Source organism: Microbacterium terregens, assembly GCF_039534975.1.
GTDB classification, from domain to species: domain Bacteria; phylum Actinomycetota; class Actinomycetes; order Actinomycetales; family Microbacteriaceae; genus Microbacterium; species Microbacterium terregens.
The window spans coordinates 1777314-1801017 of the sequence record NZ_BAAAWH010000001.1; the positions used below are offsets into that span (position 1 = coordinate 1777314).

Sequence of the window (23704 nt, forward strand, 5' to 3'; positions counted from 1 at the left end):
GGGCACGTGAGCGCACCGTATGACAGGCAGCGGGGCCTGCCCTGGCTGATCTGGGTATTGGCTGCGATCGTGGCGCTTGCGGCGGTTCTGGTGATCGCGGTACCGCTCTGGGCGGTGCTCTCCGATGCAGGTCACGACGATGACAAGTCGCCCGGATCGACGGCTGCGCCGACCACCCCGTCGCCGGCAACAACGTCTCCGACAGCTTCGCCGGCACCCGGGCCCGGTGACACGCCGTCTCCACGTCCGTCGACGACCGCCTCGCGCACCCCGACCCCCTCGCCGCCGTCACTGTCGCCGGGGGTCCGAGAGGCACTGGCAGCGCTGGCCGATCTGGACAGCGTGTCGGGCTCATCCACGGCGGGATACGACCGCGGCGCCTTCGGCCAGGCGTGGTACGACGAGGACCGCAATGGCTGCGACACGCGCAACGACATGCTGCGCCGAGACCTGACCCAGACCGTGGTGAAGCCGGGCACGAACAACTGCAAGGTCTTGACCGGGACTCTTGTGGATCCATACACGGGCGAGACGCTCGAGTTCGTATCCGGCACCACCACGTCCGTCTTGGTGCAGATCGATCATCTCGTACCGCTGTCCTGGGCGTGGCGGCATGGAGCCGAATTCTGGACGACCGAGGAGAGGACCTCGTTCGCCAACGATCCGGCGAATCTGCGTGCGACATCGGGACCCGTGAATCAATCGAAGAGCGACTCCGGCCCGGGGACGTGGATGCCGCCGGCTGAGACCGCGCACTGCAACTACGCGAAGGACTTCATCGTGGTGCTGGCGAGCTGGAACTTGGGGATCGGCACGGCAGACCGAGATGCGCTCCAGCGCACGCTCGCCGTGTGCTGAGCACCGGAGGCATCCCGCAGCGCCCGGGAAATTCACAGCCCCGACCACTCCTGAACGATATATCGTTGAGTATCGCTGAGCCCGACCGGGCGACGGCGCGAAGGAGGTCATCATGAGCGGTTCGAACATGGGCGACTGGTTCAGCGGCGGCGGCGCCGGCAGCACCGGGGGGACTCGCGGATCGGGCCAGGGCTGGCCCCTGACCGGTCTGTGGGACGCGATGGAGCAGCTGCGTGGGCAGTTCGAGCAGAAGGTCGGCGGCGCCACCCGGATGGGACGCGGCGACGTCCGCGCAGCAGTGCTCGCGCTGCTGGCCGAGAAGCCGATGCACGGCTACCAGATCATTCAGTTGATCGAGGAGCGCAGCGGTGGGTCGTGGAAGCCGAGCCCCGGCTCGGTGTACCCGACGCTCCAGCTGCTCGCCGACGAGGGGCTCATCAGCGCCGAAGAGTCCAACGGGCGCAAGACGTACTCGCTGACCGAAGAAGGCCGACAGGTGGCCGAGGACGCCGGCCAGTCCGTGCCGTGGGAGGCTTCGGCCGCCAAGCAGAGCGCACGCACCTCGGGGCTTCCGAAGGCCGGCATCGACCTGGCCCAGGCAGTCGCTCAGGTCGGACGTTCGGGCACGCCGGAGCAGGTGAAGGAGTCCATCGCCGTCCTCGACGAGGCACGCCGTAGGATCTTCAGCATCCTCGCCCAGGACTGATTCGTTGCCAGCCGCACGTCGGCGTCAAGGAGATTCGATGGCCGACGCCGGCAGCATGCGTGCCCGGTACCGCAGGATCCTGCGGTTCGCGGCGCGTTACCTGGTTCAGGCGTGGTGGTTCGAGTTGACCCTGCCCAGGATCGGGCTGGAACGGGTCGCCGCGCGCGGGAGGACGGCGCGGTTGCAGCGCATCGCGCAGCGCTTCCACGTGCTGGCCGTCGACCTCGGTGGTCTGATGATCAAGGTGGGACAGTTCATGTCGTCCCGGCTCGACGTCCTGCCACCCGAGATCACCAAGGAGCTCGAGGGCCTGCAGGACGAGGTTCCGCCGGTTCCGTTCCCGCCGATCCGCGAGCTGGCCGAAGCCGAGCTGGGGGTTCCGCTCGCACGCGCGTATTCGTTCGTCGACCCGGTGCCGCTGGCCGCGGCATCCCTCGGTCAGGCGCACCGCGCACGACTGTCGGATGCCGATGCCCAAGACTCCGGGATGACCGACGTCGTCGTGAAGATCCAGCGGCCGGGGATCGAGAGGATCGTCGATGTCGACCTCCGCGCGCTGCGTCGCGTCGCCGGGTGGCTCAGTCGCGTGAAGGTCGTCTCGGACCGCGTGGACATGCCCGCACTCGTCGAGGAATTCGCGCAGACCAGCCTCGAAGAGATCGAGTACCTCCACGAAGCCGCCAACGCCGAGCGCTTCACGGAAATGTTCGCCGGCGACCCTCGCGTGAGCGTTCCTCGGATCGTCTGGGAGCGCACCACTCGCCGGGTGCTGACCCTCGAAGACGTCACGGCGATCAAGATCAACGACGTCGAGGCGTTGCGTGCTGCGGGTATCGACCCCTCAGAGGTCGCGCAGGAATTCGCGGCCGTCATGTTCGACCAGCTCTTCCAACACGGCTATTTCCACGCCGACCCGCATCCCGGCAACATCTTCGTCACCCCGCTGATCGGGGGAGCGGATGCCGGGAGCCGGGCGTGGAATCTGACCTTCATCGACTTCGGCATGATGGGCGAGGTCCCGGACGGTCTGCGCCGAGGATTGCAGAAGGTGCTCATCGCCGCCGCTTCGCGCAATGGCAAGGGGCTCGTCGACGGCATCCGCGAGGTCGGCGTGCTGCTGCCGTCCGCGGATACCAGCGAGCTTGAGCGCGCGATGACGAAGCTGTTCGGACGGTTCGGCGGGATGGGGTTCGCCGAACTGCAGGAAGTAGACCCGCGCGAGTTCCGCGATTTCGCGGTCGAGTTCGGTGATGTCGTCCGCACGCTGCCGTTCCAGCTGCCCGAGAACTTCCTGCTCATCATCCGCGCGATGGGACTCACCTCGGGCATGTGCAGCGCTCTTGACCCCCAGTTCAACATCTGGGACGCGATCGAGCCCTACGCCGCCCGGCTCATCCGGGACGAGAGCGGCAACATCCTGCAGGGGTTCGTGAAGCAGGCGGGGTCGGCCGCGGGACTCGTCGCACGGCTGCCCCAGCGCCTCGATGACCTCGCGACACGGATCGAGGACGGCCGGCTCACGGCGCAGAGTCCCCGGCTCGAACGTCGGATCGGACGCCTCGAGCGCACCGGTCGGCGTGTCATCTCCGCAGTCCTGTTCGCCGCGCTGTTCATCGGCGGGATCCTGCTGCGCGCAGAGGATGTCGTGTTCGGCACGGTGGTCATGGCGGTCTCGGTCCTGCCACTGCTGCACGCGCTGTTCGCGGGCTGGGTCACCCGCCGGCTGCCGTAGAGCTTCGCGCTCCGGCGCCGTCGTCAGTTGCGCAGGCCCACCCGGTCCGGGATCTCGAAAGGCAGATGGGGGAGCCAGGACGCCGGGTCGGGCCAGGGCCGCGATGACGGCAGATGACTCAGCAGACGCCGGATGGCGGCATCCGTCACCGTCGCCGGCGCGGGTGAGGCGAGCACGCGCTGGGGGGCGTGGTGCCCGAGCGCTCCGCACCACCAGTGCCGCCACGTGTCGGGTGCACCCAGCGGTTCGAGCACGATGTAGTAGTCGGGCATGAGTGCGGAGCCGGTCTGGAACATTGCCAGGGCGGTCTCGACTTCGAGTTCGAGTGCTCCGAGGGTCGATCGCTCTTCGAAAAGCTCCACCCACGCGGCCGCGACATGCTCGAGAGGGTCAGCGTCGTGGACGATCCAGGGAGTACCTGCCGCCGCGATGCGCCGGGCTGCCAGCGCGGGCTCGCTGTCTCGCAACTCGAGCACCTCCACCCCGCGGATGCCGTCGAGGCTCGCCAGCGCTTCTTGGGAATGCTCGCCGACGATTGCGACGATGGTTCCGGTGTTCACCGCGTGCGCCATGTTCGATATTACGTCGGGCTGGGCCGTGTGCGGCGGATCTGCGCGCCGATGTCCCCGATGCGACGAATCCCGACCCGCGTGTTAACGGGCGAATGCCGCGACCCGAAGGTCCGCGGCATTCTTGTCCGTTCGCTGAGCTCGCCGAGGCGAGCCGCGTAAGGAGTGGTCGGTCGGGACGGAGCTAGGCCGTCCCGACCAACAGAAAATCAGAGAGGCCGGATGTTCGCAGCCTGCATGCCCTTCGGGCCGCGCTCGGCCTCGAATTCGACCTTCTGGTCTTCGCGAAGCTCCTTGTAGCCGTCGCCAGTGATCGCGCTGAAGTGCGCGAACAGGTCGGCGCCGCCGTCATCGGGAGCGATGAAGCCGAAGCCTTTTTCAGAGTTGAACCATTTCACGGTGCCAGTGGCCATCGTGTCTTTCCTTTTACTTTTAGGGCCGCGAGAGCGACCAGTTGTACCGCGCCGATGTGTTCGGAGCGGACGAATGGGGTGTAGCGGGCGGCCCGTCTGTGACGGGGCCGCGTGGGTGACACATGCGGCGACCACTGCGGAGGCGAGCTCACGGGTTGCGTGCACGCCGAGGTCTTCGCCTCGAGCGCTGTGCGCTTCGTAGCCGCGGGAGGTGATGCCGACGAAACCAGCGTACTCTCCGGCGGCTGTCGCGACGAACACGTCGTCGTCAGCGGGGCGCCAGTCGAGCGGCGGTCGTGATGATGCGGTGATGCAGGTAGTCAATGCGGCTTTCAGGGATTCGTGTGGCGATAACAGACGCTCGTACACGGAAGTCGAAGGGCGATATGGGCGGATGTCGATGCGACGATCCAGCGTCAGGCTGTCTGCACTCCACAGTGAGGCAGTGGGTTAAGACGCGAAACCCGAGTGGGCAACCCTGAGCTTAGCACGGCGAGGCGGTGTCGTCCGACCAGCGGCTCAACCGACCGAGATGATGGTCTTACCCGGGGTGTGCCGGCCGGACACGAATGCCGCAGCTGCCTCTTCGAGAGGCCGGACGGCGCCGACGACGGTCCTGAGACGACCATCCTGCAGACGGCGCGCGAGGTCGGCGAGCTGTGGCCGGTTCGGCTCGACGACGAAGTACAGCGCCAGACCGTCCTCCGGCTGACGCGCCGGCGGCCCCGGGAGTGTCACGATTCGGCCGCCCGGTCTCAGGACACCCAGCGACCGCTCGAAGACGTCCCCGCCGATGACATCGAAAACGACGTCGACCTGGCCGACGTCCTCGAGTCGGTCTCGCTGCAGGTCCAGGAACTCGTTCGCGCCGAGCCCCACCACGGTGTCCTCATCTGTCGCTCGTCCTGTGCCGATCACCCACGCGCCTGCTTCCTGCGCGAGCTGCACGGCGATGGAGCCGACCCCACGACCGGCCCCGTGGATCAGGACGGATTGACCGGTCGCCAGCCGTGCGTGCTGAAAGAGCCCCTGCAAGGACGTGAGTCCCGAGATCGACAACGCGGCGGCGTCGACGAAACCGACGCTCACGGGCAACGGAGCGAGGTTGCGCGCTTCGACGGCTGTGTACTCGGCGAGCGACCCGTTCCGGGTCCAGTCCGTCAGCCCGAACACGCGCTGTCCGACGGTGAGACCAGTGGTGCCGTAACCCAGTTCGGAGACGACCCCCGCGACCTCGTGACCCGGGACGCTGGGCGTGCGGTCCTTCCCGGCCCGGTCGATCCAGGTACCCGGCCAGGTCAGCTCGCCGGTCGTGAACCCCGCGGCGTGGACACGGACGATGACGTCGTTCTCCGCGGTGTGAGGATACTCCACGTCAGCAAGGGTCATGGATTCCACGCCGAGGCCGGGCGCCGCGACGGTCATCGCCTTCATGTCATCTCACACGCGGAGCCCTCGGAACGCATTGCGCACCTCGGAGGTGAAGAGTTCGGGCTCCTCCCACGCCGCGAAGTGTCCGCCCCGATCGACGGCGTTGTAGTACGCCACGCCCGGGTAGGCGACCTCGACCCAGCTGCGGGGAGCCGCCCAGATCTCGCCCGGGAACGCGGTGAAGCCGACGGGCACCGCGACCGGTGGTGGCGCTTGCCCGGAGGCGCCCGCGGCGGCCAGGAACCGCCCGAACTCCCAATACCAGCGCGCGGCGGACGTGCCGGTTCCTGTCAGCCAGTAGAGCGTGATGTTGTCGAGGATGTTGTCACGGGTGAGGTTGCCCACGGGTCGACCTTCGACGAAGGCTCGGCTGATCTTGTAGTAGCTGTCCGTGTCGTGATCCAGCATCCATGCGGCCAGACCGATCGGCGTGTTCAGCAAGGAGTACCCGATGGTCTGAGGGCGGGTCGTCTGCTCCAGGAAGTACCCGAAACCGTCGGTGGTGAAGCTGGCCAGCGCGGCATGCGCCGCGCGCTCTTCCTCCGTCTCGGCGGGGAGCACGTCCTTCAGGCCGATTGCGAGGGCGAGCAGGTTGACGTGGATGCCGAGGAGCCCAGCGGGAGCTTGGCGGCCCATCGCGTCGGTCACGGCGGCACCGACGTCGCCGCCCTGCGCCACGTAGCGGGTGTAGCCGAGCCGCTCCATCAGTTTCGCCCACGCTTGCGCCATGGGCCCGTTCTCCCACCCGAGTTCCGTCGGCGCATCAGAGAAGCCGTACCCGGGCAGAGAGGGGAGGACGACGTGGAATGCATCGTCCGCGCTGCCCCCGTACGCCGTGGGATCGGTGAGGGGGCCGATCGTGTCCAGGAGCTCGATCACCGAGCCGGGCCAGCCGTGGGTCATGATGAGCGGCATCGCGCTCGGATGCCGTGACCGGACGTGGATGAAATGAATTCCGAGTCCATCGATGACCGTGGTGAATTGGGGTAGTGCGTTCAGACGCGCCTCGCAGCGCCGCCACGGTCCGGATGCTCCCACAACCCCGCGCTCGAGACAGCGCGCGGGGATGTGAGGATTCTCATGAACGGACGCGTGCGTCGCTGCTCACCCGACATCATCCGGCTGCGCTCCCGTCGAGGAATCGCGCCGATCAGCGGCCTTGACGCTTCTTGAATGGTTTCGGCTGCCCCTTCACGGCAGGAGCGCGGCCTTTGCCCTTCGAGGCCTTGGCCTTGCCACCGGCCGGAACGGCAGCTTTCGCAGCCGGGGCGGGCGCTGCGGCGATGCGCATCTTGGCCTCCGCGAGCAGAAGCGCGCCGGCAGGCGTCAGCCGGGTTCCGGCGTGCCCACGCGTGAACAAGGAATGACCGACTTCGTGCTCGAGCTTCTCGATCGACGAGTAGAGAGCAGCGAGCGGGATGTCGAGCGTTTTCGCGGCCCGGGGAAAATGCAACTCTTCGGCCGCCGCCACGAATCGTGAAAGCTGGGTGATCTTCACAGGAGCCTCTCGTTGGTCGGCACGCGCCGCGCCGGTCGGGAGCGGTCCGACCAGGTGACGCCCGTCCGCGCGGCGCGCTCACGCGTACCGACAGCGTTCGCCTCCTGCACAGGATAGGCGCCGCGGATGGCAGGCTCCCGTGTGCCGGCCGGCGACCCCGGTGTGCTGGCCCGGCGGTCCTTCTATGATGTCGGCGTGGACACGCCCAAAGCCGATGTCGTCCAGGACATCCGCTTCGCGCGATCGGCCGACGGAGTCGGGATCGCGTACGCGGTGCACGGATCCGGACCACCCCTGCTGATCGACGCCTGCTGGCTCAGTCATCTGCAGTTCGACTGGGAGAGTCCCGTCTGGCGCCACTTCCTCGTCGAACTCGGCAAGATCGCCACCGTCATCCGCTACGACGAGCGCGGCCACGGGCTCTCGGACCGCGGGGTGACCGATCACAGTCTGGAGGCGCGAGTCGGCGATCTCGAGGCGGTGGTGGAGGATGCCGGGCTCGACCGCTTCGCGCTGATGGCCATGGCCCAGGGAGGCCCGGTCGCGATCGAGTACGCCGCGCGGCATCCTGAACGCCTGACCAGGCTCATCTTCTACGCCAGCCACTCCGGCGAGCGGGCCGCGGCGACATCGCAGGAGCTGGAGCTGTCGGACGCGATGCAAGCGCTGATCAAGGTCGGCTGGGCGCGGCCGACTTCGGAGTTCCGACGCGTCTTCAGCAGCATGATGATCCCCGGTGGGACCGAAGAGCAGATGCGCTGGATCGACGACCTGCAACAGCGCGCCTGCGACACCGAGACGGCAGTCCTGGCACGCGCGCAGCGACAGGTCACCGACTCCACCTGGCGTCTCCCCGAGTTGGATCTTCCGACCCTCGTCATTCACAGCCGGGGTGAGCAGATGGTCGAGTTCCATCACGCCCGGCACCTCGCCGCCGGCATCCGCGGTGCACGACTCGTGGCGTTGGACAGCAACAATCACATCCTGCTCGCCGATGAGCCGGCCTGGCCGGCGTTCCTGCACGAGGTGGCGGCGTTCATCGAACCCGACCGGCGACGCACGCCGGACGTCACCGCCGAAGACGTGGCGGGTCTGGTCTCGCCGCGGGAGCTCGACATCCTGCGGCTCGCGGCGTCGGGTTACGACAACGACGCCATCGCTGCCCAGCTGTTCCTGTCCGTGCGCACCGTCGAGCGGCACCTTCAGAACGTCTACGCGAAGCTCGGCCTGAGCGGGCGGACGGCCCGCACCGCCGCCGTCGCCCGGCTGCTGTCCCGCGCGTAACGCGTACGCGTCAGCCGACAGCATCCCTCTCGCTGAGGGTGTCGGTTGCGCGTCGGCGCCGATGTGACCGGGGGTGCGCGATTCCTAGCGTGGTGGCACCAACCACAACAGGAGGAATCAGATGTCATCCTTTACCAGCACCACCTGGAACGTGACGGCGACCGATGAAGACCGCGCGCTCAAGGCCAAGCACGCCGCGATGTGGGCGAGCGGGAACTATCCCGCCGTCGTCGACGAGGTCGTCCACTCCCTCGGGGGGATCCTCGTCGAGGCGATCGACGTGCGAGCTGGACAGCGCGTCCTCGACGTGGCCGCCGGCACCGGCACATCGGCGATCCCGGCGGCTCGGCGCGGCGCCGACGTCAGCGCCACGGATCTCACCCCGGAACTCCTCGCCGTCGGACGTGCCGCCGCCGAGTCGGAAGGGATCCGACTGACGTGGCAGACCGCGGACGCTGAAGCGCTGCCGTTCGGCGACGGAGACTTCGACGTCGTCATGTCGAGCATCGGCGTGATGTTCGCACCGCACCACCGGCAGGCCGCGGACGAGCTCGTCCGCGTGGTCCGTCCCGGCGGGACGATCGGCGTCCTCAGCTGGACGCCGATGGGCTTCATCGGACAGCTCTTCGCCACGATGAAGCCCTTTGCGCCGCCACCCCCTCCCGGCGCTTCTCCCGCGCCGCTGTGGGGCAGCGTCGAGCACGTCCGGGACATGTTCGGCGACCGCGTGGACGAGGTCGTCGCCCGGCAACGGGCTCTGCGGGTCGACCGGTTCGCCACCGGCGCCGACTTCCGCGACTTCTTCAAGACCAACTACGGCCCGACGATCGCGGTCTACCGCTTCATCGCCGACGACGCGGAGAGGGTCGCCGCCCTCGACGCCGACATGGCGTCACTGGGCGACCGGTTCCTCGACGACGGCGTGATGCCGTGGGAGTACCTGATCGTCACCGCGCGGCGTCGATAGGAGAGATCATGCACCCGCTGATGTACGCCGGCCTCCTGCCCGACAGTCGCCAGGTGAGCCGCGACGCCGCCGAACGTCACGCACGCACGACCGTCCGCCGGAGGCGCGAAGACGCGCACCGTCCCCGGTTCCGCGCCTGGCGTCCGCTCCTGCAGAGCTGACACCGAGACACCTCGCACTCGGCTCCTTCGGGGCGGAGGGTGACTCTCGCTTCTGGACAGAAGGGAATGGGACATGATCATTGCGCTCGCACTCGCAATCCTCGGCCTGGTCGGGCTGATCGGTGCGGTCGTGGCGTCCGTACGCGACTCGCGCGGCGCGCTGCCCACGGTCTGGGACTACGACACGCGCCACCCACTGCCGTGACATCGCGCAGCGAAGGCCCCGCGTTCCTGATTCGTCAGGAACGCGGGGCCTTCGTCACGACTGTTGTCGTGGTCTCAACGCAGGTTCACCGCGTGCACCTCGCCGCCACCGGCGAGGATGGAACCGACGCTGACATATGCCGTCTTGCCGTGAACCGTCACGCCGTAGGGGGCGAACAGTCCGGCCAGAACAGCGGGGTGCTCAGCGGCGCCCGGCACCACCCTGCGCAGCGAGCCGATCGGCGGCTCTTCGCTCAGCAGGCTGCCATCGCTGAACTGCACGGCGTACAGCGTCTGGTGCTGCCACACGAGGCTGGTGACATTGCTCAGCCCCGTGGCGTATACCGTCGGCTCCTGGCCGGGGACGACGCGCCAGATGCGGGACTCGCCGACCGGGAAGGGGAAGCCGAGGAGTTCGGAAGCGTAATACGCTCCGTCCGGCCCGGAGACGACTTGCGTCGGAACCGACTGGGCGGGGATCGGGTCGCCGCCCCACGGCGGAACCGCGAGTACCGGTGGCAAGACGGCGACCGTGGCGTCGGCGAGGTTGCCACCCACCGCCACGATGGCGTTCGCTCCTGCATCGGCCACCGTCCAGCGCTTGCTGTTCACATCGGTGAACCCGCTGGGGTTCGAGTCGACCTCTCCGCCGTCGGGGTTGGCTGCCTCCTCGTAGGCGGTGACGTCCGCCGCTATGGTCAGTGTCTGGCCGATACGGCCGGTCAGGACCGTGCCGAGACCGGCACCGGCGGGGCCGAGCAGGGCCCGCTTATCGAGGTCTCCACCGAGTCCCATCAGCACCGCGATGTTGTTTCCTCGCACGCTCACGGCGGACGGGCCGGTCGCACCGGAGCCGTCGGGTCCGGCGAGAGAGGGGAGTCCCGTGACGACGCGGGTCTGCGTTCCCCGCCGGATCTCGGTCACGGCGCCCGTGCTCCCCAGGCATTCGTTCGCCGCGGGGTCCTCCGGGTTGGGTACGCAGGGGCCGTCGCCGCCCGTTCCCGCCTCCGCGACGTAGACGGTGCCGCCGGCGCCGATGGATAGCTGCCGGGGATTGTCAAGGCCGGTCGCGACGACCCAGGACTCCTGCGTACCGGCCGCGGCCGCGGACACGCCGGCCGACGCGAACGTGATCGCGGCCGCAACGGCCGTCAGAAGCGCGACAGCGCCTCGGCGAGCCTTGCGCTTGTTCGGATGACTCATGAAGGAACCCCCAGCAGATGGTGTTAAGAACGACGGGCGTCGCGTCTTGGCGAATAGCATCGTGGACTGGGGTATTTCTCGCAAGAGGGCCCGGCGACCGTCGATGGACCCTGGAGTGCGGGGTCGGCGACCCGTCCGGCGGCCCGCAGGTACTCGGATTACACTCACCGCATGAGCAGGATCTTCCAGACCCGCTTCGCGGCGGTCTACCCCCTCTATGTGGCGAAGGCAGAGAAGAAGGGGCGCACCAAAGAAGAGGTGGACGAGGTCATCGAGTGGCTGACCGGCTTCGACGATGCAGAGCTCAACCGGCACCTGGTCGATGGCACGACCTTCACGGAGTTCTTCGATGACGCCCGGCTGAACCCGAATGCCTCACTGATCACCGGAGTCGTGTGCGGAGTGCGCGTGCAAGAGGTCGAGGACCCGCTGATGCAGAAGATCCGATACCTCGACAAGCTCGTCGATGAACTCGCCCGAGGCAAGGCGATGGAGAAGATCCTCCGCGCGGCGTGACGGTCGGGACCCGTCACTCCTCGCTCAATCTTCGTGAAGCACCACGCTGCCGGCGCGTGCCGGTTTTCCGCCCGCAGACGGAGGGTGTGACGCGCTCTTCTGATGCCGCGCGCGGTCGCGGGCCCGGCGCGCTCAGCGGTAGCGGTAGTGCTCGGACACGGCATTGATCCACGTGGCGAACTGTCGGGCCTCGGCCTCCTGACCCGCCGGCACGGGCGCCAACCACACCTGCCCCGCCACTTCCACGAAAAGGTAGGTCGCCGCCGCCTGGACCGACCGGGGCAGCAGGCGAGGTGTGATCTGCCCGCCGGGGCCGAACAGGATCCGCGCGGTCGCGGGCTTGCCGAGCAGCCCGCGTTTCAGCAGCACCGACCCCGTCTCGGACGAAGCCTGCGCACCGGCCGCCGGTTCGCTCAGGGCGCCGAAGTGCATCCATCGGCCGTCGACCACGATTCCGGCGAACGATCGCTCCTGCCCGCTGAATTTCGCGGCATCCGTCCAGCGCGTTCCGTCCCACCAGCGCTGTCGACCACGCCCGTCGTCATACCAGCCCTGACCGGCCGAACCGGTGACGGGTGGACCCGCGTCGGCGCGCAGTTCGATCGCGGGTTCGCTCAGATCGATGTAGTCCCGAGTCCACCGCGAACCGTCCCACCAGCGTTGTTTGCCGCTGCCGTCGTCGTACCAGCCCGCTTCTGGTCCCGTCCCCATGCCTCGAGGGTAGATGCGAGCACGCGTCGTTGCGACACCGGCTCGAGCAGCCGTGGCGCGCACCATCGCTCCTGTCGCATGTCGGTACCGCGCCCTACCGTGTCCGCATGGACGTGACCGCGTGGCTGCTCGACTCGGATCCCACGCTGCGTTGGCAAGTCCAGCGCGACTTCCTCCATGCGGCGCCCGAAGTCTGGCAGGCGACGCGGGCGCGCATCGCGACCGAGGGCAACGGGGCCGCACTGCTCTCGCACCAAGACGCTGACGGGCAGTGGGCGGGCGGCGCCTTCTTCCCCGCAAACAGCAGTGACGACGAACCGGGGCAACCATGGACGGCGACGACATGGACGCTGACGACCCTGCGGGAGTGGGGATTGGATGCCGGGGCACTGGCCGGCACGGCTGACAAGCTGGCCCGGAACTCACGATGGGACTATGACGACCTGCCGTATTGGGGCGGTGAGGTCGACGTCTGCATCAACGCGATGACGCTGGCGAACGGTGCGTGGCTCGGTGTCGATGTCGCACCGCTCGCGCAGTGGTTCGCCGAGCACCAGCTCGCCGACGGCGGCTGGAACTGCGAGTGGATCGAAGGCTCGACGAGGTCCTCGTTCCACTCGACGATCAACGCGCTGGAGGCCCTGCTCGAGTACGAGCAAGGTCCGGGCGGGACGGCGGAACTGCGCGCCGCACGCAAGAGAGGAGAGGAGTACCTTCTCGAACGGCGCCTGCGCTATCGTCTCTCGACCGGCGAGGAGGTCGGCTCGTGGGCGACGACCATCCTCTATCCGTTCCGTGCCCCCTTCACCGCACTGAAAGCCGTCGACTACTTCACCCGGTCAGCGCGCCACGACGGCGAACCGCTCGACCCGCGGGCGGCCGACACCCTTGAGCTGGTCCGATCGCGTCGGCTGCCCGACGGTACCTGGCTGCAAGAGGACGAGATCCCGGGCCGCACGTGGTTCCCGCCCGATGTGCCGCCGGGGGAGCCGTCCAAGTGGATCACCTTCCTCGCGCTGCGCGCGTTGGGCGAGTCGGCGACCGACCTCGATCACGCTCGCGCCGAAGGAACCCGCGTAGCCTGATCGGATGCCACTGGACCCTGCCCGCCCGCGCGCCCGCGCACAGCTCATCGGCGTCGCCGAGACCGCCGCCGCCGGCCTCGGCGGGTCCGAGTTCGAAGCCCTCACCCGTGTACCCGTCGAGAAGGACTCCCGTCCTGCGGCGGTGCTGGTGCTCTTCGGAATCCTCGACTCGCTCCCCAGTGAGCACGTCGCCGATTCCGATGCGGTATCACGCGATCTGGACCTGCTGCTCCTCTCTCGCGCGACGACGCTGCGATCGCACCCGGGGCAGGTGGCGTTGCCCGGCGGGCGGGTGGATCCCGAAGACGACTCGCCCATCGCTGCCGCTCTTCGCGAAGCGCGTGAAGAGACCGGACTCGACCCGGCCGGCGTCGAGGTGCTGGGCACGCTCGAGGACCTCCCGCTGGCGTACTCGCGGCATGTTGTGACTCCCGTGCTGGCGTGGTGGCGGCATCCGTCACCGGTGCACGCCGTCGACCGGGCCGAGTCGGCCGATGTCTTCCGCGCACCCGTCGCCGATCTGATCAACCCGGCGAACCGCGGTGTGACGGTGATCAGGCGCGACGGACAGGAATGGCGCGGACCCGGCTTTCTGGTCGGGCAGGGCGAGGACGCCCATCTCGTCTGGGGTTTCACCGGGATGCTGTTGAACGGACTGTTCGACCGTCTCGGGTGGACGGAACCGTGGGATGACACGCGCGAGCTTCCACTGGTGCTGCCCGACGAACCGGAGCCGGGGCTGACGTAATCCGGCAGAAGCCTACGATGGGAGACACGTCCCCACGAGGGAGGAGGGCCGATGATCCAGGTTCGCGTCGCCGGAGTCGCGCTCGACCCCACGGGCCAGCACGTCATCCTGCTCAAACCACTCGACGAGATTCCCGGTGAGGGCCGCATCCTGCCGATCTGGATCGGTCAGATGGAGGCCACCTCGATCCTCGTCGCGGTCGAGGGCGCGGCCGTGCCGCGTCCCCTCGCGCACGACCTGATGCGGTCCCTGCTCGACTCGCTGGGTGCGTCGGTGACCGGGATCGCGGTGACCCGCATCGAGGAGGGCACGTTCTACGCCGAGGTGACGCTCTCGAGCACGCTGGGGCAGCGCATCGTCGACGCCAGGCCGTCGGATGCCGTCGCCCTGGCGTCGCGCGTCGGAGCACCGATCTGGGTGGCCGAAGCGGTCATGGATGACGCCGGCGTGCCCGACACGGTCACCGAGAGCGACATCGAGACGGAACTCGAGGCCGAGCTCGAGACACAACTGGAGAGCGGTGCAGAGACGGCGATCGAAGCCGAGGAGCGGCTCGACGAGTTCAAGCGCTTCCTCGAAGACGTCGACCCCGACGATTTCAAGGGCTGACGCCGCCGCGTACGGCTGCGGGGACGTCCGCCGGTCTGCCGCTCCAGGGCGTGCCATGACCGGGCAGCACCCACGCGGCATCCAGTGTCCGAAGGCGCTCGAGGGAGTCGAGTGCGAGCGACGGGTCGTCCGTGAAGGGCGCCGGCTGCAGGCCCTTCCGGCCGGTCAGAACGTGCCGCGTGGTCAGTGCGTCACCGACGAAGACCGCCTGGACGAATGGCACATGCACGGCGATGCTGCCGGGGGAGTGACCGGGCAGCCCGATCACGACCGGCGCGCCGGGAAGGGGCAGGACGTCGCCGTCGGCGACTTCCACGACCTCGGACAGGTAGTGCGTCCGCAAACCGCCCTTGCGCAGCGCGTAGGCGAAGAACCCGGCCGTCGCGCCCGGGCGCATCGGCCCCATGGCGAGCTTCGGCTTCTCGGCGCCCCGGGCGCGATCCGCATCGGCGGCGTGCACATAGACCGGAACACCCTGGGCCGTGCGAAGTCGCTCCGCGAAACCGATGTGGTCGCTGTCCCCGTGAGTGAGGACGACGCCCCGGATGTCTTCGAGCGACCTGCCCATCGCCTTCAGCTCGGCCTGCAGATCTCTCCAGTGGCCAGGCATGCCCGCGTCGATCACCGTGATGCCCTCCGGTGCGTCGACCAGGTAGGCCGCGACGACGTCGTTGCCGATCCGGTGCAGGTGCGGTGCGAGTTGCATGACGTTCTCCTCGAGTCGGTGGCCAAGCGATGGCTATGCTACATAGCTATGATAGCTTCGGTCAATAGCCATCGTCACCTGCTGCTTGGAGGACCGCTCATGCCCACCCCGGATCGCACATCGCTCACCGAGATCGTGGACGCAGGACGCGGCATCCTGGAATCGGGGGGTCCCGCCAGGCTCACGATGCAGGCGGTCGCCGAGCGGGTCGGCGTGCGCGCGCCCTCGCTGTACAAGCGGGTCCGCGATCGGGACGCGCTGCTGACGCTCGTGGTCGAGGCCACCGCGAATGACCTGGCGCACCGGCTCGAGGAGTCCGACCCGACGATCGCCGGGCTGGCCCGCACCTACCGCTCCTTCGCGCACCGGCGTCCCGAGGGCTTCCGCCTGCTGTTCACCGTGGAAGGCGCAGACGCGGCGATGTCCCGTGCTGCCGTACCCGTGCTTCGGGCCGCCGGCGACCTGGTGGGGCCGGATGCCGCTCTCGACGCGGCGAGACTGCTCACGGCGTGGGCGACCGGCTTCGTGAACATGGAGCTGTCGGGATCCTTCCGTCTCGGTGGCGACGTGGAGGAGGCGTTCGAGTACGGACTGGATCGGCTGGCGGTCGCGCTGCGGGCGCCGCTCGCAACGGCGCCCCCAGCGCCGAAATAATGCGGGCCGCGGCAGCGTTTCTGGTACTGTGAAACGTCACCTTTGTGGCTTCATTGCCGTGCGTGCGTGACAATCGCAATCAAATCCACCCCGCTGAGTCTCCCGGTATCTGTATGCCCGTGTGCCCAGCCCGACACCAACCCAACAAGGACAACCCACTACATGACTATCGCAACGACCGCCCCGGCCACCAAGCAGGTCGCCATCAACGACATCGGATCTGCTGAGGACTTTCTGGCCGCGGTCGAACTGACTCTGAAGTTCTTCAACGACGGCGACCTCATCGAAGGAACCGTCGTGAAGATCGACCGCGACGAGGTGCTCCTCGACGTCGGCTACAAGACCGAGGGCGTCATCCCCTCCCGCGAGCTTTCCATCAAGCACGACGTCGACCCCAACGAGGTCGTCAAGGTCGGCGACACGGTCGAGGCCCTGGTTCTCCAGAAGGAGGACAAGGAAGGCCGCCTCATCCTGTCCAAGAAGCGCGCGCAGTACGAGCGTGCGTGGGGCGACGTCGAGAAGATCAAGGAGACTGACGGTGTCGTCACCGGCTCCGTGATCGAGGTCGTCAAGGGCGGGCTCATCGTCGACATCGGCCTGCGTGGGTTCCTTCCCGCTTCGCTGATCGAGCTGCGCCGGGTCCGCGACCTGACGCCGTACCTCGGTCAGGAGATCGAGGCGAAGATCCTCGAGCTGGACAAGAACCGCAACAACGTGGTTCTGTCGCGTCGCGCTCTGCTCGAGCAGACGCAGTCCGAGTCGCGCACGTCGTTCCTCAACAACCTGCACAAGGGTCAGGTCCGCAAGGGCACGGTCTCGTCGATCGTCAACTTCGGTGCGTTCGTCGACCTGGGTGGCGTGGACGGCCTCGTGCACGTCTCCGAGCTGTCGTGGAAGCACATCGAGCACGCCTCCGAGGTCGTCGAGGTTGGCCAGGAAGTCACCGTCGAGATCCTCGAGGTCGACCTGGACCGCGAGCGCGTCTCGCTGTCGCTGAAGGCGACGCAGGAGGACCCCTGGCAGGTCTTCGCCCGCACCCACGCGATCGGTCAGGTCACGCCGGGCAAGGTCACCAAGCTGGTTCCGTTCGGTGCGTTCGTTCGCGTCGCGGACGGCATCGAGGGCCTCGTGCACATCTCAGAGCTCTCGGGCAAGCACGTCGAGCTCGCCGAGCAGGTCGTGTCGGTCGGTGAAGAGGTCTTCGTCAAGGTCATCGACATCGACCTCGAGCGCCGTCGTATCTCGCTCTCGCTGAAGCAGGCGAACGAGTCCGTCGACCCGAACGGCACCGAGTTCGACCCGGCCCTCTACGGCATGGTCACCGAGTACGACGAGAACGGGGAGTACAAGTACCCCGAGGGCTTCGACGTCGAGACTCAGGCGTGGAAGGAAGGCTCCGACGCCGAGCGCGAGAAGTGGGAGCTCGAGTACGCAGCCGCCCAGGCTCGCTGGGAGCAGCACAAGGCTGCTGTCGCCAAGGCCATCGAGGCCGAGGCCGCCGCTCCGACCGAGACCAGCTCCGCATCGAGCTCGTTCGCGTCCGACATCGGCAACAGCGGAACCCTGGCCGACGACGAGGCGCTTGCCGCGCTTCGCGAGAAGCTGTCGGGTCGCTGATCCTCAGCAGGTTCTGAACGCGAAAGGCCGTCACCTCCGGGTGGCGGCCTTTCGCCGTTCCCGGCCGGGAGTGTCCGGGCTCCGACGTAGCATCCTGACGTGCCCACCTCCTGTGCGATCGACGGATGCCGCGATGCGGTGCCGCGTGAGGCACCCGTCGAACTGTGCGAACGGCACCTGAACGCGGCGGCGGAGTGGTCGGGTCGCGAATTCGGTGCTCCCGACCTCCTGCCGGGCCCGTGTCGTCTGTGCGGCTCACGTCTCGGAGTCCGCTACCCGTCCGGCTGGCTGTGCGCCGTCTGCGAGTGGGTGCATGGGGAGCTGATCGACACGGAGCTGCCCCCGCCGCGCGTTGACGTCGTATACTACCTGCGCTTCGGGGATCGCGTGAAGATCGGTACGAGCGCGAATCCGCGGCAGCGGCTGGCCGCGATCTGGCACGACGATCTGCTGGGCTTCGAACGCGGCGACCGCCGACTCGAGCGTCGACGGCACGAGCAGTTCAGTGACGAGAGATTCGACCGCACGGAGTGGTTCCGGTTGACAGACCGGCTCGGGGCCCACGTCGACACGGTGCGCCGCGGCATCGACGATCCCTGGGACCTCTACGCGCGATGGCTCAGCGAAGCTGTGGCACTGCGGGGCTGAGCCCGTTTCGTGAGGCGCAGGGACCGCGGCATCCGTTACCGTCACGGTATGGCCGTAGCGACCCAGCAGAACGCCCCGGAGGAGTCCGCGCGCCATGCGCGCGCCCGGCGGGCGGCCTGGCTGAAGGAGGACTTCGTCGACCGCACCCGTGCGCGAGCGGCGACTCTGAACCAGTTGCTGCTGGGTTCCGTCGTCTTCGCGCTCGCCTTCATGGTCGTGTTCGGACCGTTCGCGGGCGATGTCATCCTGTTCTTCACGGGGGCGGTCATCATCGTGCTCGTCACCGGTGCGACACTCGTCATCCCGTGGAATCGCGTGCCATCCGGGTGGGTCGCGCTGGTGCCCGCGATCGATATCGTCGCCATCACACTGATCCAGGTCTCGGCGCCGGGTTCCGCACTCGGGCTGCTCTGGATCTTTCCGACCACCTGGCTCGCGGCGGGTTTCGGGCTTTTCGGACTGGTCGCCGTCGTCGTGGCCGGGGTCGGCATCGCCTCGGTGCTGACGGCTCTGAACGACCTGCAGTTCACGCACGCGACCCTCCTGCTGCCGCTGGTGCTGATCGCGGTGGCGACCACGAGCCACCTCTCCGCGCGCCGTTCGGATGCCCAGCGGATGCTGCTGGCCAAGCAGTCGCACCTCCTGCGTCGGCTGCTGGAGCGCACGCGCAGGCAGGAGCAGGAGCTGACCGAGGTGCTGGACGCCGTCGATTTCGGCGTCATCCGCGTCGCCCGCGACGGCCAGGTCGCCGTGACCAACGAGGCGCACGGTCGTCTGCAGCAGGTCGTCCTGCCGGACGAGGACGCCGCGAGCGACGACGTCCCCGCCTTCCGCGATGACGGGCGCACGGCGTTGCCTCAGGAGGAGCTGCCGCTCGAGCGGGCGCTGCGTGGCGAGGCGTTCGACGGGCAGATCGTCTGGTTCGGCGGAGAGCAGGGGCCACGACAGGCGCTCAGCATCACCGCGCGCCGCCTGACCGATTCGTCGGGACAGGATGCCGGAGCGGTTGTCGTCTCGCGCGATGTGACCGCGGAGCTGAACGCGCTGCGGGCGCGCGACGAGCTGGTCGCCTCGGTCTCCCACGAACTGCGTACGCCGCTGACGTCGATCCTGGGCTACCTCGACCTCGCGATCGAGGATCCCGACCTTCCGGACCACCTCCGGTCGAACCTGGATATCGCCGAGCGCAACGCAGAACGCCTGCTGCGGATCATCGCCGACATCCTGGCGGCGTCCAGCTCGTCCACATCGGTCGCGGCATCCCTCTCGCCCGTATCGACCGACGCCCGAGACATCGTGAGAGCCTCGGCTGAGGCGCTCGCGCCCCGCGCCGCAGGCAGATCGATCACGATCGACGTCAGCGGCCTGGAGGAGGCGATGGTGTGGGCGGATCCGCTGCGCATCCGCCAGGTGGTCGATAACCTGCTCTCGAACGCGATCACCTACAACCGCGACGGCGGAACGGTCTTCCTCGGCACGACCGGCGACGCGGTCTCGAGCTGGATCCTCGTCCGCGACACGGGGACGGGGATGACCGAGGCGGAGCGCACGCGCCTGTTCCAGCGCTTCTACAAGGCCGGACCGTCCCGTCGCGCGGGGACGGGGCTGGGACTGGCCATCAGCCGGGACATCGTGCGCGCCCACGGCGGCGAGCTCGGCCTGCACAGCGCGCCCGGCGTCGGAACGACCTTCATCGTCAAACTCCCCGCAACAGCCCCGGAAGGGACCCTCTCATGAACCTCGCCCTCGATCTCACTAGCGTGCTGGTGATGAGCGCGCTGGTGGTCAACGTCAGCGGTGTCCTGTTCATCATCGGGACGCTCCTGCGCCGCGATGAAGGCGCCGGGCGCATCTGGGCGCTCGGGTTCCTCGCCGCCATGCTGACCACGCTCGCCTACCTCATCTGGGCCCAGTCGTCCGATGCGTGGTGGGCCGTGGCCATCGGAAACGGCGCTTTCGTCGCCGGCACCGGGTGCATGTGGCTGGGATGCCGTCGCTTCAATGGCCACCGCATCGACTGGCCCTCGATCGTCGTGGCACTGGCCACGCTCGGCGCGGCCGGTTCGGTCTTCGCGGCCGGCCCCACCGGTGGGGACTGGGCCGGCGCGCTGTGGCTGTTCCTCCCGCTCGTCGTCCTGGCCGGAGCGGCGGCGGGGGAGTGCCTGCGCGGGGAGCTGCGATCGTCCCGCACGGCGTGGGCACTGGCTGCCGTGTTCAGCGTCCAGTCGCTGTTCTTCCTCGGCAGGACGATCGTGTACCTGACCGCGGGCGTGGACAGCGCCCTGTTCCAGCGCGCGTTCGGCACGGTCGCGGCGAGCTTCGTCACGGTCACCCTCTCGATCGTCGCCGTCGTCGCGACGTCCGTGCTGCGGGCTTCGCGCGCACCGATGCGCGGTCACTTCCGGCCGGCCGGGCTCGGCACGGCGCGTGACGGGATACTCGCGCAGGACGTGTTCCTCGCTGCTCTGGCAGACCTGTCCGATCGCGCTCGACGACGGTCCGAGCTGGTGGGGGTCATCGCGGTGCGCATCGATGACCTCGAGCAGATCTCCACCGCCTTCGGCAGCGATGTCGCCCGCACCGTGACAGAGACCTGGCGCGCCGGGGTGCGCCGCCACGCCCCGTCGAATTCCTTCGTCGCCGAGGACGGACTGAGCGGTCTTCTCGTCGGGGGCCTCATGGAGTCGCCTCGTGAAGCCCGCCGTCAGGCCGGTGCGATCTACCGCGGGCTGTTCGACGATCTGGGCACCGTCGGAGCCGGCGGCGATCTCGGCGCGGTGATCCCCGTCGTCGGGGTCGGGGTCGCGCTCAGCGACACGACCGGCTACGACGCCGAGGCGCTGTCGGGTGTCGCGCGCGGCGCGGCTCGTCGCGCGGCGACGAGCGTGGACACCTCGATCCTGGTCGGCGAGGCCGAAGAGGATCAGGCGGTCAGCCGATAGCCGACTCCGCGCACCGTCTCGATCCAGCGCGGGCTCGCCGGCGACTCGCCCAGCTTGCGGCGCAGATTCGCCACGTGCACCTCGATGGCGCGCGCATCGCTGTCGCTGAAGAACTCCGCGCCGGTGACCTGCTCGCCGCGCAGCATCGTGGCCAGATCGGATTTGGCGCGCACACGACGTCCCGACCGCAGAAGCTCCGCGAGGATGTCGAACTCGCTGCGGGTGAGGTCCAGGCCGGTGCCTTCGAGCGTCACGATGCGGGTCTGCGGATTCAACCGCACGCCCTGGTGCTCAAGCCAGCCGATCGGGGCGTCGTCCACCTCGTCGGCGGCGGGCGACGCCCCGGTGGCGAGGTGATGTCGCGGTCGCCGCAGCATCGCGTCGATCCGTGCTCGCAGCTCGCGGGGGCGGAACGGTTTGGCGACGTAGTCGTCCGCACCCGCTTCCAGTCCCTGCAGCGCATCGATCTCCTCGGTGCGCGCACTGAGCATGACGATGTAGGTCGTGCTGATCGCTCGGATGCGCTTGGCCGTCTCGAAACCGTCCATGCCGGGCATGTTCACGTCGAGGGTCGTCACCAGCGGCGAATGCTTGCGGACGAGCTTCAGGCCCTGCTCACCGGTGGCGCCGGCGTGGACGGCGAATCCCGCCTGCGACAGGACGGCAGACAGAAGCGACCGGATGTCTTCTTCATCCTCGATCACGACCGCGACGCGTGCTTCTTCCACCCTGGCACCTTCCGGCGCGGACGACTCGATCGCCGGCGCCCGAACGTCGGTAATGATATCCCAGAAGGCGGTCTGAAACTTCCTGTCCGGGTCGCTCATCAGCGCGCCAGCGGAACGGTGTGGGATGGCGATCGCCCCCACGATCGCCATCCCGCCGTACCGAAATCAGATCCTGCACCCGTCAGCGATGCTGCATGGTGCGAACGGACGGCGCGAGGCCTTGACGCCGCACGGTCGCGTCCGCCTGCCATCGCATATCCTCCCCCAGAGACCGTCCGAGGATCCGCTTTCTTCGGGTGCCATCGACGATACGCGGCCGGACTCAAGTCCGGCTCAGGAGCACCTCAGGACTCCCCAAAGTTCTGAGCATGGCATCCTCGATGCATGCCACTCGTCGCCCTCACCGGAGGCATCGCCTCCGGAAAGTCCACCATCGCCCGGCGCCTCGCCGAGCACGGAGCTGTTCTGGTCGACGCCGACCAGGTGGTCCGCGATGTCCAACTGCCGGGATCCCCGGTGCTCGCCGCCATCGCCACCGAATTCGGCGACGTGATGCTGCGATCCGACGGTTCGCTCGATCGCGCTGCGCTCGGCTCCCGCGTCTTCGGCGACCCGGCGGCCGTCCAGCGGCTGAACGCGATCGTCCACCCGGCGGTGCGCCTCGAGTCGCAGCGGCAGTTCGACGAGGCGTTCGCCGCTGACCCCGATGCCGTGGTCGTCTATGACGTTCCGCTGCTGGTCGAAGCGCGGCTGAACGACCACTGGGACCTGATCGTCGTGGCGCACGCGGCGGCCGATGTGCGACGCAGGCGCCTGGTCGACCTGCGGGGACTGTCCGAGCAGGACGCCGCCGCGCGCATCGCGTCGCAGGTGTCCGACCAGGAGCGGCTGGGCCTCGCCGATGTCGTGATCGACACGGCCGGCTCGCTGGAGGACACCTTGCGTCAGGCCGACGAGCTCTGGGCGGGACTGCCTCGGCTGCTCGCCCGGGAGTAGCCTGGAAGCAGCAGCAATGGAGGTGCGGCATGAGCATTCTGTCGAGGTTTCGCAGGCGCAAGAACCCCTACGTCGCGGTCACCGAAGAAGAGCAGATCTCCCGTTACGTGTACCTGCTGAACACGCTCCCCGCGAGCGTCATCGAGAGCGCTCACGCGTCGGCGTTCGCGGACGTCCCGGTCGCACGCCGGCGCGAGATGTTCGAGCAGCTGCGTCCTTTCATGTCCGAGGCCGAGCGCAACGCCTCGCCCGAGGACCCCTCGGTTCTGGCCAAGCTCGTCAGACGCGCAGAGGAGCGTCGCGTCGAGCGTGCGGCCTCGCATGGGGGACCGGATGCCGAGGCCGAAGCATCCGTTCGTACGAGCACCGCCGTCGCAGATCGGAACGCGTTCGTCGACTCGCGAGACGTGATGGCGCAGACCGGTGTCCTTGCGATCGTCGCGTACCAGTTCGTCGCGACCACGTCCGTGATGTCGTACTTCACGGTTGGCGCCGGGTCCCTGATCGTCGGCGACCAGCCCGGCTGGGTGGGTGACATGGTCAGCCCCAGCGGCACCGGAATCGACGCCGGCGGCTCGGGCGGATACGACGGCGGGGGCTTCGACGGCGGCGGATTCGGCGGCGGCTTCGATGCAGGGGGCTTCGGCGGCGGTTTCGACGGCGGAGGCGGCTTCGGCTGACGGCGAACGTCGGCCGCGATGTCCGGGGCCGCGCTTAG

General features: G+C 68.4%; 27 protein-coding genes. 18 read left to right on the plus strand and 9 right to left on the minus strand.

Going from position 1 to position 23704, the window contains the following annotated elements; genetic code table 11:
- The first annotated feature begins 6 nt into the window (after positions 1-6).
- The 3 genes from ABD655_RS08045 (at position 7) to ABD655_RS08055 (ending at position 3296) form a co-directional block, all read left to right on the plus strand.
- Positions 7-858, plus strand: a complete 852-nt coding sequence (locus ABD655_RS08045) for an HNH endonuclease family protein (protein WP_344713037.1) — start codon at positions 7-9, stop codon at positions 856-858.
- A 112-nt stretch (positions 859-970) separates the two neighbouring features.
- Positions 971-1564: a PadR family transcriptional regulator gene (locus ABD655_RS08050; RefSeq protein WP_344713038.1), complete on the plus strand. Its 594-nt coding sequence runs from the start codon at positions 971-973 to the stop codon at positions 1562-1564.
- A gap of 37 nt (positions 1565-1601) precedes the next feature.
- Positions 1602-3296 (plus strand): ABC1 kinase family protein, encoded by a 1695-nt coding sequence (locus ABD655_RS08055; RefSeq protein ID WP_344713040.1) that lies wholly within the window; start codon positions 1602-1604, stop codon positions 3294-3296.
- Positions 3297-3319: 23 nt separating this feature from the next.
- Here the strand turns inward: ABD655_RS08055 and ABD655_RS08060 are convergent, their stop codons facing one another.
- The 5 genes from ABD655_RS08060 to ABD655_RS08080 form a co-directional block, all read right to left on the minus strand.
- Positions 3320-3868, minus strand: a complete 549-nt coding sequence (locus tag ABD655_RS08060; protein ID WP_344713041.1) for a hypothetical protein — start codon at positions 3866-3868, stop codon at positions 3320-3322.
- 206 nt (positions 3869-4074) lie between these two features.
- Positions 4075-4278, minus strand: coding sequence for a cold-shock protein (locus ABD655_RS08065; RefSeq protein ID WP_056118089.1), 204 nt, complete (start codon positions 4276-4278; stop codon positions 4075-4077).
- 519 nt (positions 4279-4797) lie between these two features.
- Entirely contained in the window at positions 4798-5712 is a 915-nt protein-coding gene (locus ABD655_RS08070; protein WP_344713045.1) for an NADP-dependent oxidoreductase, read from the minus strand.
- Between the two features lie 6 nt (positions 5713-5718).
- A complete protein-coding gene (locus ABD655_RS08075; protein ID WP_344713046.1) occupies positions 5719-6747 on the minus strand; it encodes an epoxide hydrolase family protein in 1029 nt (342 codons plus the stop codon).
- Between the two features lie 112 nt (positions 6748-6859).
- The gene (locus tag ABD655_RS08080) at positions 6860-7207 is read right to left on the minus strand and encodes a LysR family transcriptional regulator (protein ID WP_344713047.1); all 348 of its coding nucleotides are present in this window, start codon (positions 7205-7207) and stop codon (positions 6860-6862) included.
- Positions 7208-7333: 126 nt separating this feature from the next.
- Here ABD655_RS08080 and ABD655_RS08085 point away from each other — a divergent pair, with 126 nt between their 5' ends.
- The 4 genes from ABD655_RS08085 (at position 7334) to ABD655_RS08100 (ending at position 9824) form a co-directional block, all read left to right on the plus strand.
- Positions 7334-8491 (plus strand): alpha/beta fold hydrolase, encoded by a 1158-nt coding sequence (locus tag ABD655_RS08085; protein ID WP_344713049.1) that lies wholly within the window; start codon positions 7334-7336, stop codon positions 8489-8491.
- A 121-nt stretch (positions 8492-8612) separates the two neighbouring features.
- Positions 8613-9458, plus strand: a complete 846-nt coding sequence (locus tag ABD655_RS08090; protein ID WP_344713051.1) for a class I SAM-dependent methyltransferase — start codon at positions 8613-8615, stop codon at positions 9456-9458.
- Between the two features lie 8 nt (positions 9459-9466).
- Complete coding sequence (locus ABD655_RS08095; protein ID WP_344713053.1) at positions 9467-9619, plus strand: hypothetical protein; 153 nt, start codon at positions 9467-9469, stop codon at positions 9617-9619.
- A 73-nt stretch (positions 9620-9692) separates the two neighbouring features.
- A complete protein-coding gene (locus tag ABD655_RS08100) occupies positions 9693-9824 on the plus strand; it encodes a hypothetical protein (protein WP_344713055.1) in 132 nt (43 codons plus the stop codon).
- Positions 9825-9898: 74 nt separating this feature from the next.
- Here ABD655_RS08100 and ABD655_RS08105 read toward each other — a convergent pair whose 3' ends face one another.
- Entirely contained in the window at positions 9899-11026 is a 1128-nt protein-coding gene (locus ABD655_RS08105; RefSeq protein ID WP_344713057.1) for a ScyD/ScyE family protein, read from the minus strand.
- 171 nt (positions 11027-11197) lie between these two features.
- On the opposite strand from ABD655_RS08105, the gene ABD655_RS08110 reads away from it, so the two are divergent.
- Complete coding sequence (locus tag ABD655_RS08110; protein WP_344713058.1) at positions 11198-11542, plus strand: DUF2200 domain-containing protein; 345 nt, start codon at positions 11198-11200, stop codon at positions 11540-11542.
- A gap of 132 nt (positions 11543-11674) precedes the next feature.
- Here the strand turns inward: ABD655_RS08110 and ABD655_RS08115 are convergent, their stop codons facing one another.
- Positions 11675-12253 carry a DUF2510 domain-containing protein gene (locus ABD655_RS08115; protein WP_344713059.1) on the minus strand — a complete coding sequence of 193 codons (579 nt, stop codon included), beginning with the start codon at positions 12251-12253 and terminating at the stop codon, positions 11675-11677.
- Between the two features lie 107 nt (positions 12254-12360).
- Between ABD655_RS08115 and ABD655_RS08120 the strand changes: the two genes are divergently transcribed.
- The 3 genes from ABD655_RS08120 to ABD655_RS08130 are packed head-to-tail and all read left to right on the plus strand — an operon-like array spanning position 12361 to position 14695.
- Positions 12361-13338 (plus strand): squalene cyclase, encoded by a 978-nt coding sequence (locus ABD655_RS08120; RefSeq protein WP_344713061.1) that lies wholly within the window; start codon positions 12361-12363, stop codon positions 13336-13338.
- A 4-nt stretch (positions 13339-13342) separates the two neighbouring features.
- Entirely contained in the window at positions 13343-14086 is a 744-nt protein-coding gene (locus tag ABD655_RS08125) for an NUDIX hydrolase (RefSeq protein WP_344713063.1), read from the plus strand.
- A gap of 51 nt (positions 14087-14137) precedes the next feature.
- Positions 14138-14695: a bifunctional nuclease family protein gene (locus tag ABD655_RS08130; RefSeq protein ID WP_344713065.1), complete on the plus strand. Its 558-nt coding sequence runs from the start codon at positions 14138-14140 to the stop codon at positions 14693-14695.
- Here ABD655_RS08130 and ABD655_RS08135 read toward each other — a convergent pair.
- The gene (locus ABD655_RS08135; protein WP_344713067.1) at positions 14685-15401 is read right to left on the minus strand and encodes an MBL fold metallo-hydrolase; all 717 of its coding nucleotides are present in this window, start codon (positions 15399-15401) and stop codon (positions 14685-14687) included. The genes ABD655_RS08130 and ABD655_RS08135 overlap by 11 nt on opposite strands.
- Positions 15402-15500: 99 nt before the next feature.
- Between ABD655_RS08135 and ABD655_RS08140 the strand changes: the two genes are divergently transcribed.
- The 5 genes from ABD655_RS08140 (at position 15501) to ABD655_RS08160 (ending at position 21262) form a co-directional block, all read left to right on the plus strand.
- Positions 15501-16055 carry a TetR/AcrR family transcriptional regulator gene (locus ABD655_RS08140; RefSeq protein ID WP_344713068.1) on the plus strand — a complete coding sequence of 185 codons (555 nt, stop codon included), beginning with the start codon at positions 15501-15503 and terminating at the stop codon, positions 16053-16055.
- A gap of 162 nt (positions 16056-16217) precedes the next feature.
- Positions 16218-17672, plus strand: coding sequence for a 30S ribosomal protein S1 (rpsA, locus tag ABD655_RS08145; protein ID WP_344713070.1), 1455 nt, complete (start codon positions 16218-16220; stop codon positions 17670-17672).
- Positions 17673-17771: 99 nt separating this feature from the next.
- The gene (locus ABD655_RS08150) at positions 17772-18320 is read left to right on the plus strand and encodes a GIY-YIG nuclease family protein (RefSeq protein ID WP_344713072.1); all 549 of its coding nucleotides are present in this window, start codon (positions 17772-17774) and stop codon (positions 18318-18320) included.
- A gap of 48 nt (positions 18321-18368) precedes the next feature.
- Entirely contained in the window at positions 18369-20057 is a 1689-nt protein-coding gene (locus ABD655_RS08155; RefSeq protein WP_344713074.1) for a sensor histidine kinase, read from the plus strand.
- Positions 20054-21262 carry a hypothetical protein gene (locus ABD655_RS08160; RefSeq protein ID WP_344713075.1) on the plus strand — a complete coding sequence of 403 codons (1209 nt, stop codon included), beginning with the start codon at positions 20054-20056 and terminating at the stop codon, positions 21260-21262. The genes ABD655_RS08155 and ABD655_RS08160 overlap by 4 nt, the downstream gene beginning before the upstream one ends.
- Here the strand turns inward: ABD655_RS08160 and ABD655_RS08165 are convergent.
- The gene (locus tag ABD655_RS08165) at positions 21244-21990 is read right to left on the minus strand and encodes a response regulator transcription factor (protein WP_344713077.1); all 747 of its coding nucleotides are present in this window, start codon (positions 21988-21990) and stop codon (positions 21244-21246) included. The two genes, ABD655_RS08160 and ABD655_RS08165, sit on opposite strands and share 19 nt — an antisense overlap.
- A gap of 384 nt (positions 21991-22374) precedes the next feature.
- Between ABD655_RS08165 and coaE the strand changes: the two genes are divergently transcribed.
- Together coaE and ABD655_RS08175 are read left to right on the plus strand one after the other, a co-directional pair.
- Complete coding sequence (gene coaE, locus ABD655_RS08170) at positions 22375-22986, plus strand: dephospho-CoA kinase (RefSeq protein WP_344713079.1); 612 nt, start codon at positions 22375-22377, stop codon at positions 22984-22986.
- A gap of 29 nt (positions 22987-23015) precedes the next feature.
- Positions 23016-23666, plus strand: coding sequence for a hypothetical protein (locus tag ABD655_RS08175; RefSeq protein WP_344713080.1), 651 nt, complete (start codon positions 23016-23018; stop codon positions 23664-23666).
- Positions 23667-23704 lie beyond the last annotated feature (38 nt).

Coding starts and splice junctions, on each gene's coding strand:
- ABD655_RS08050 (WP_344713038.1), top strand. CDS start 971: ATGAGCGGTTCGAACATGGGCGACTGGTTCAGCGGCGGCGGCGCCGGC.
- ABD655_RS08055 (WP_344713040.1), top strand. CDS start 1,602: ATGGCCGACGCCGGCAGCATGCGTGCCCGGTACCGCAGGATCCTGCGG.
- ABD655_RS08060 (WP_344713041.1), bottom strand. CDS start 3,868: ATGGCGCACGCGGTGAACACCGGAACCATCGTCGCAATCGTCGGCGAG.
- ABD655_RS08065 (WP_056118089.1), bottom strand. CDS start 4,278: ATGGCCACTGGCACCGTGAAATGGTTCAACTCTGAAAAAGGCTTCGGC.
- ABD655_RS08070 (WP_344713045.1), bottom strand. CDS start 5,712: ATGAAGGCGATGACCGTCGCGGCGCCCGGCCTCGGCGTGGAATCCATG.
- ABD655_RS08085 (WP_344713049.1), top strand. CDS start 7,334: ATGGCAGGCTCCCGTGTGCCGGCCGGCGACCCCGGTGTGCTGGCCCGG.
- ABD655_RS08090 (WP_344713051.1), top strand. CDS start 8,613: ATGTCATCCTTTACCAGCACCACCTGGAACGTGACGGCGACCGATGAA.
- ABD655_RS08095 (WP_344713053.1), top strand. CDS start 9,467: ATGCACCCGCTGATGTACGCCGGCCTCCTGCCCGACAGTCGCCAGGTG.
- ABD655_RS08100 (WP_344713055.1), top strand. CDS start 9,693: ATGATCATTGCGCTCGCACTCGCAATCCTCGGCCTGGTCGGGCTGATC.
- ABD655_RS08105 (WP_344713057.1), bottom strand. CDS start 11,026: ATGAGTCATCCGAACAAGCGCAAGGCTCGCCGAGGCGCTGTCGCGCTT.
- ABD655_RS08110 (WP_344713058.1), top strand. CDS start 11,198: ATGAGCAGGATCTTCCAGACCCGCTTCGCGGCGGTCTACCCCCTCTAT.
- ABD655_RS08115 (WP_344713059.1), bottom strand. CDS start 12,253: ATGGGGACGGGACCAGAAGCGGGCTGGTACGACGACGGCAGCGGCAAA.
- ABD655_RS08120 (WP_344713061.1), top strand. CDS start 12,361: ATGGACGTGACCGCGTGGCTGCTCGACTCGGATCCCACGCTGCGTTGG.
- ABD655_RS08125 (WP_344713063.1), top strand. CDS start 13,343: ATGCCACTGGACCCTGCCCGCCCGCGCGCCCGCGCACAGCTCATCGGC.
- ABD655_RS08130 (WP_344713065.1), top strand. CDS start 14,138: ATGATCCAGGTTCGCGTCGCCGGAGTCGCGCTCGACCCCACGGGCCAG.
- ABD655_RS08135 (WP_344713067.1), bottom strand. CDS start 15,401: ATGCAACTCGCACCGCACCTGCACCGGATCGGCAACGACGTCGTCGCG.
- ABD655_RS08140 (WP_344713068.1), top strand. CDS start 15,501: ATGCCCACCCCGGATCGCACATCGCTCACCGAGATCGTGGACGCAGGA.
- rpsA (WP_344713070.1), top strand. CDS start 16,218: ATGACTATCGCAACGACCGCCCCGGCCACCAAGCAGGTCGCCATCAAC.
- ABD655_RS08155 (WP_344713074.1), top strand. CDS start 18,369: ATGGCCGTAGCGACCCAGCAGAACGCCCCGGAGGAGTCCGCGCGCCAT.
- ABD655_RS08160 (WP_344713075.1), top strand. CDS start 20,054: ATGAACCTCGCCCTCGATCTCACTAGCGTGCTGGTGATGAGCGCGCTG.
- coaE (WP_344713079.1), top strand. CDS start 22,375: ATGCCACTCGTCGCCCTCACCGGAGGCATCGCCTCCGGAAAGTCCACC.
- ABD655_RS08175 (WP_344713080.1), top strand. CDS start 23,016: ATGAGCATTCTGTCGAGGTTTCGCAGGCGCAAGAACCCCTACGTCGCG.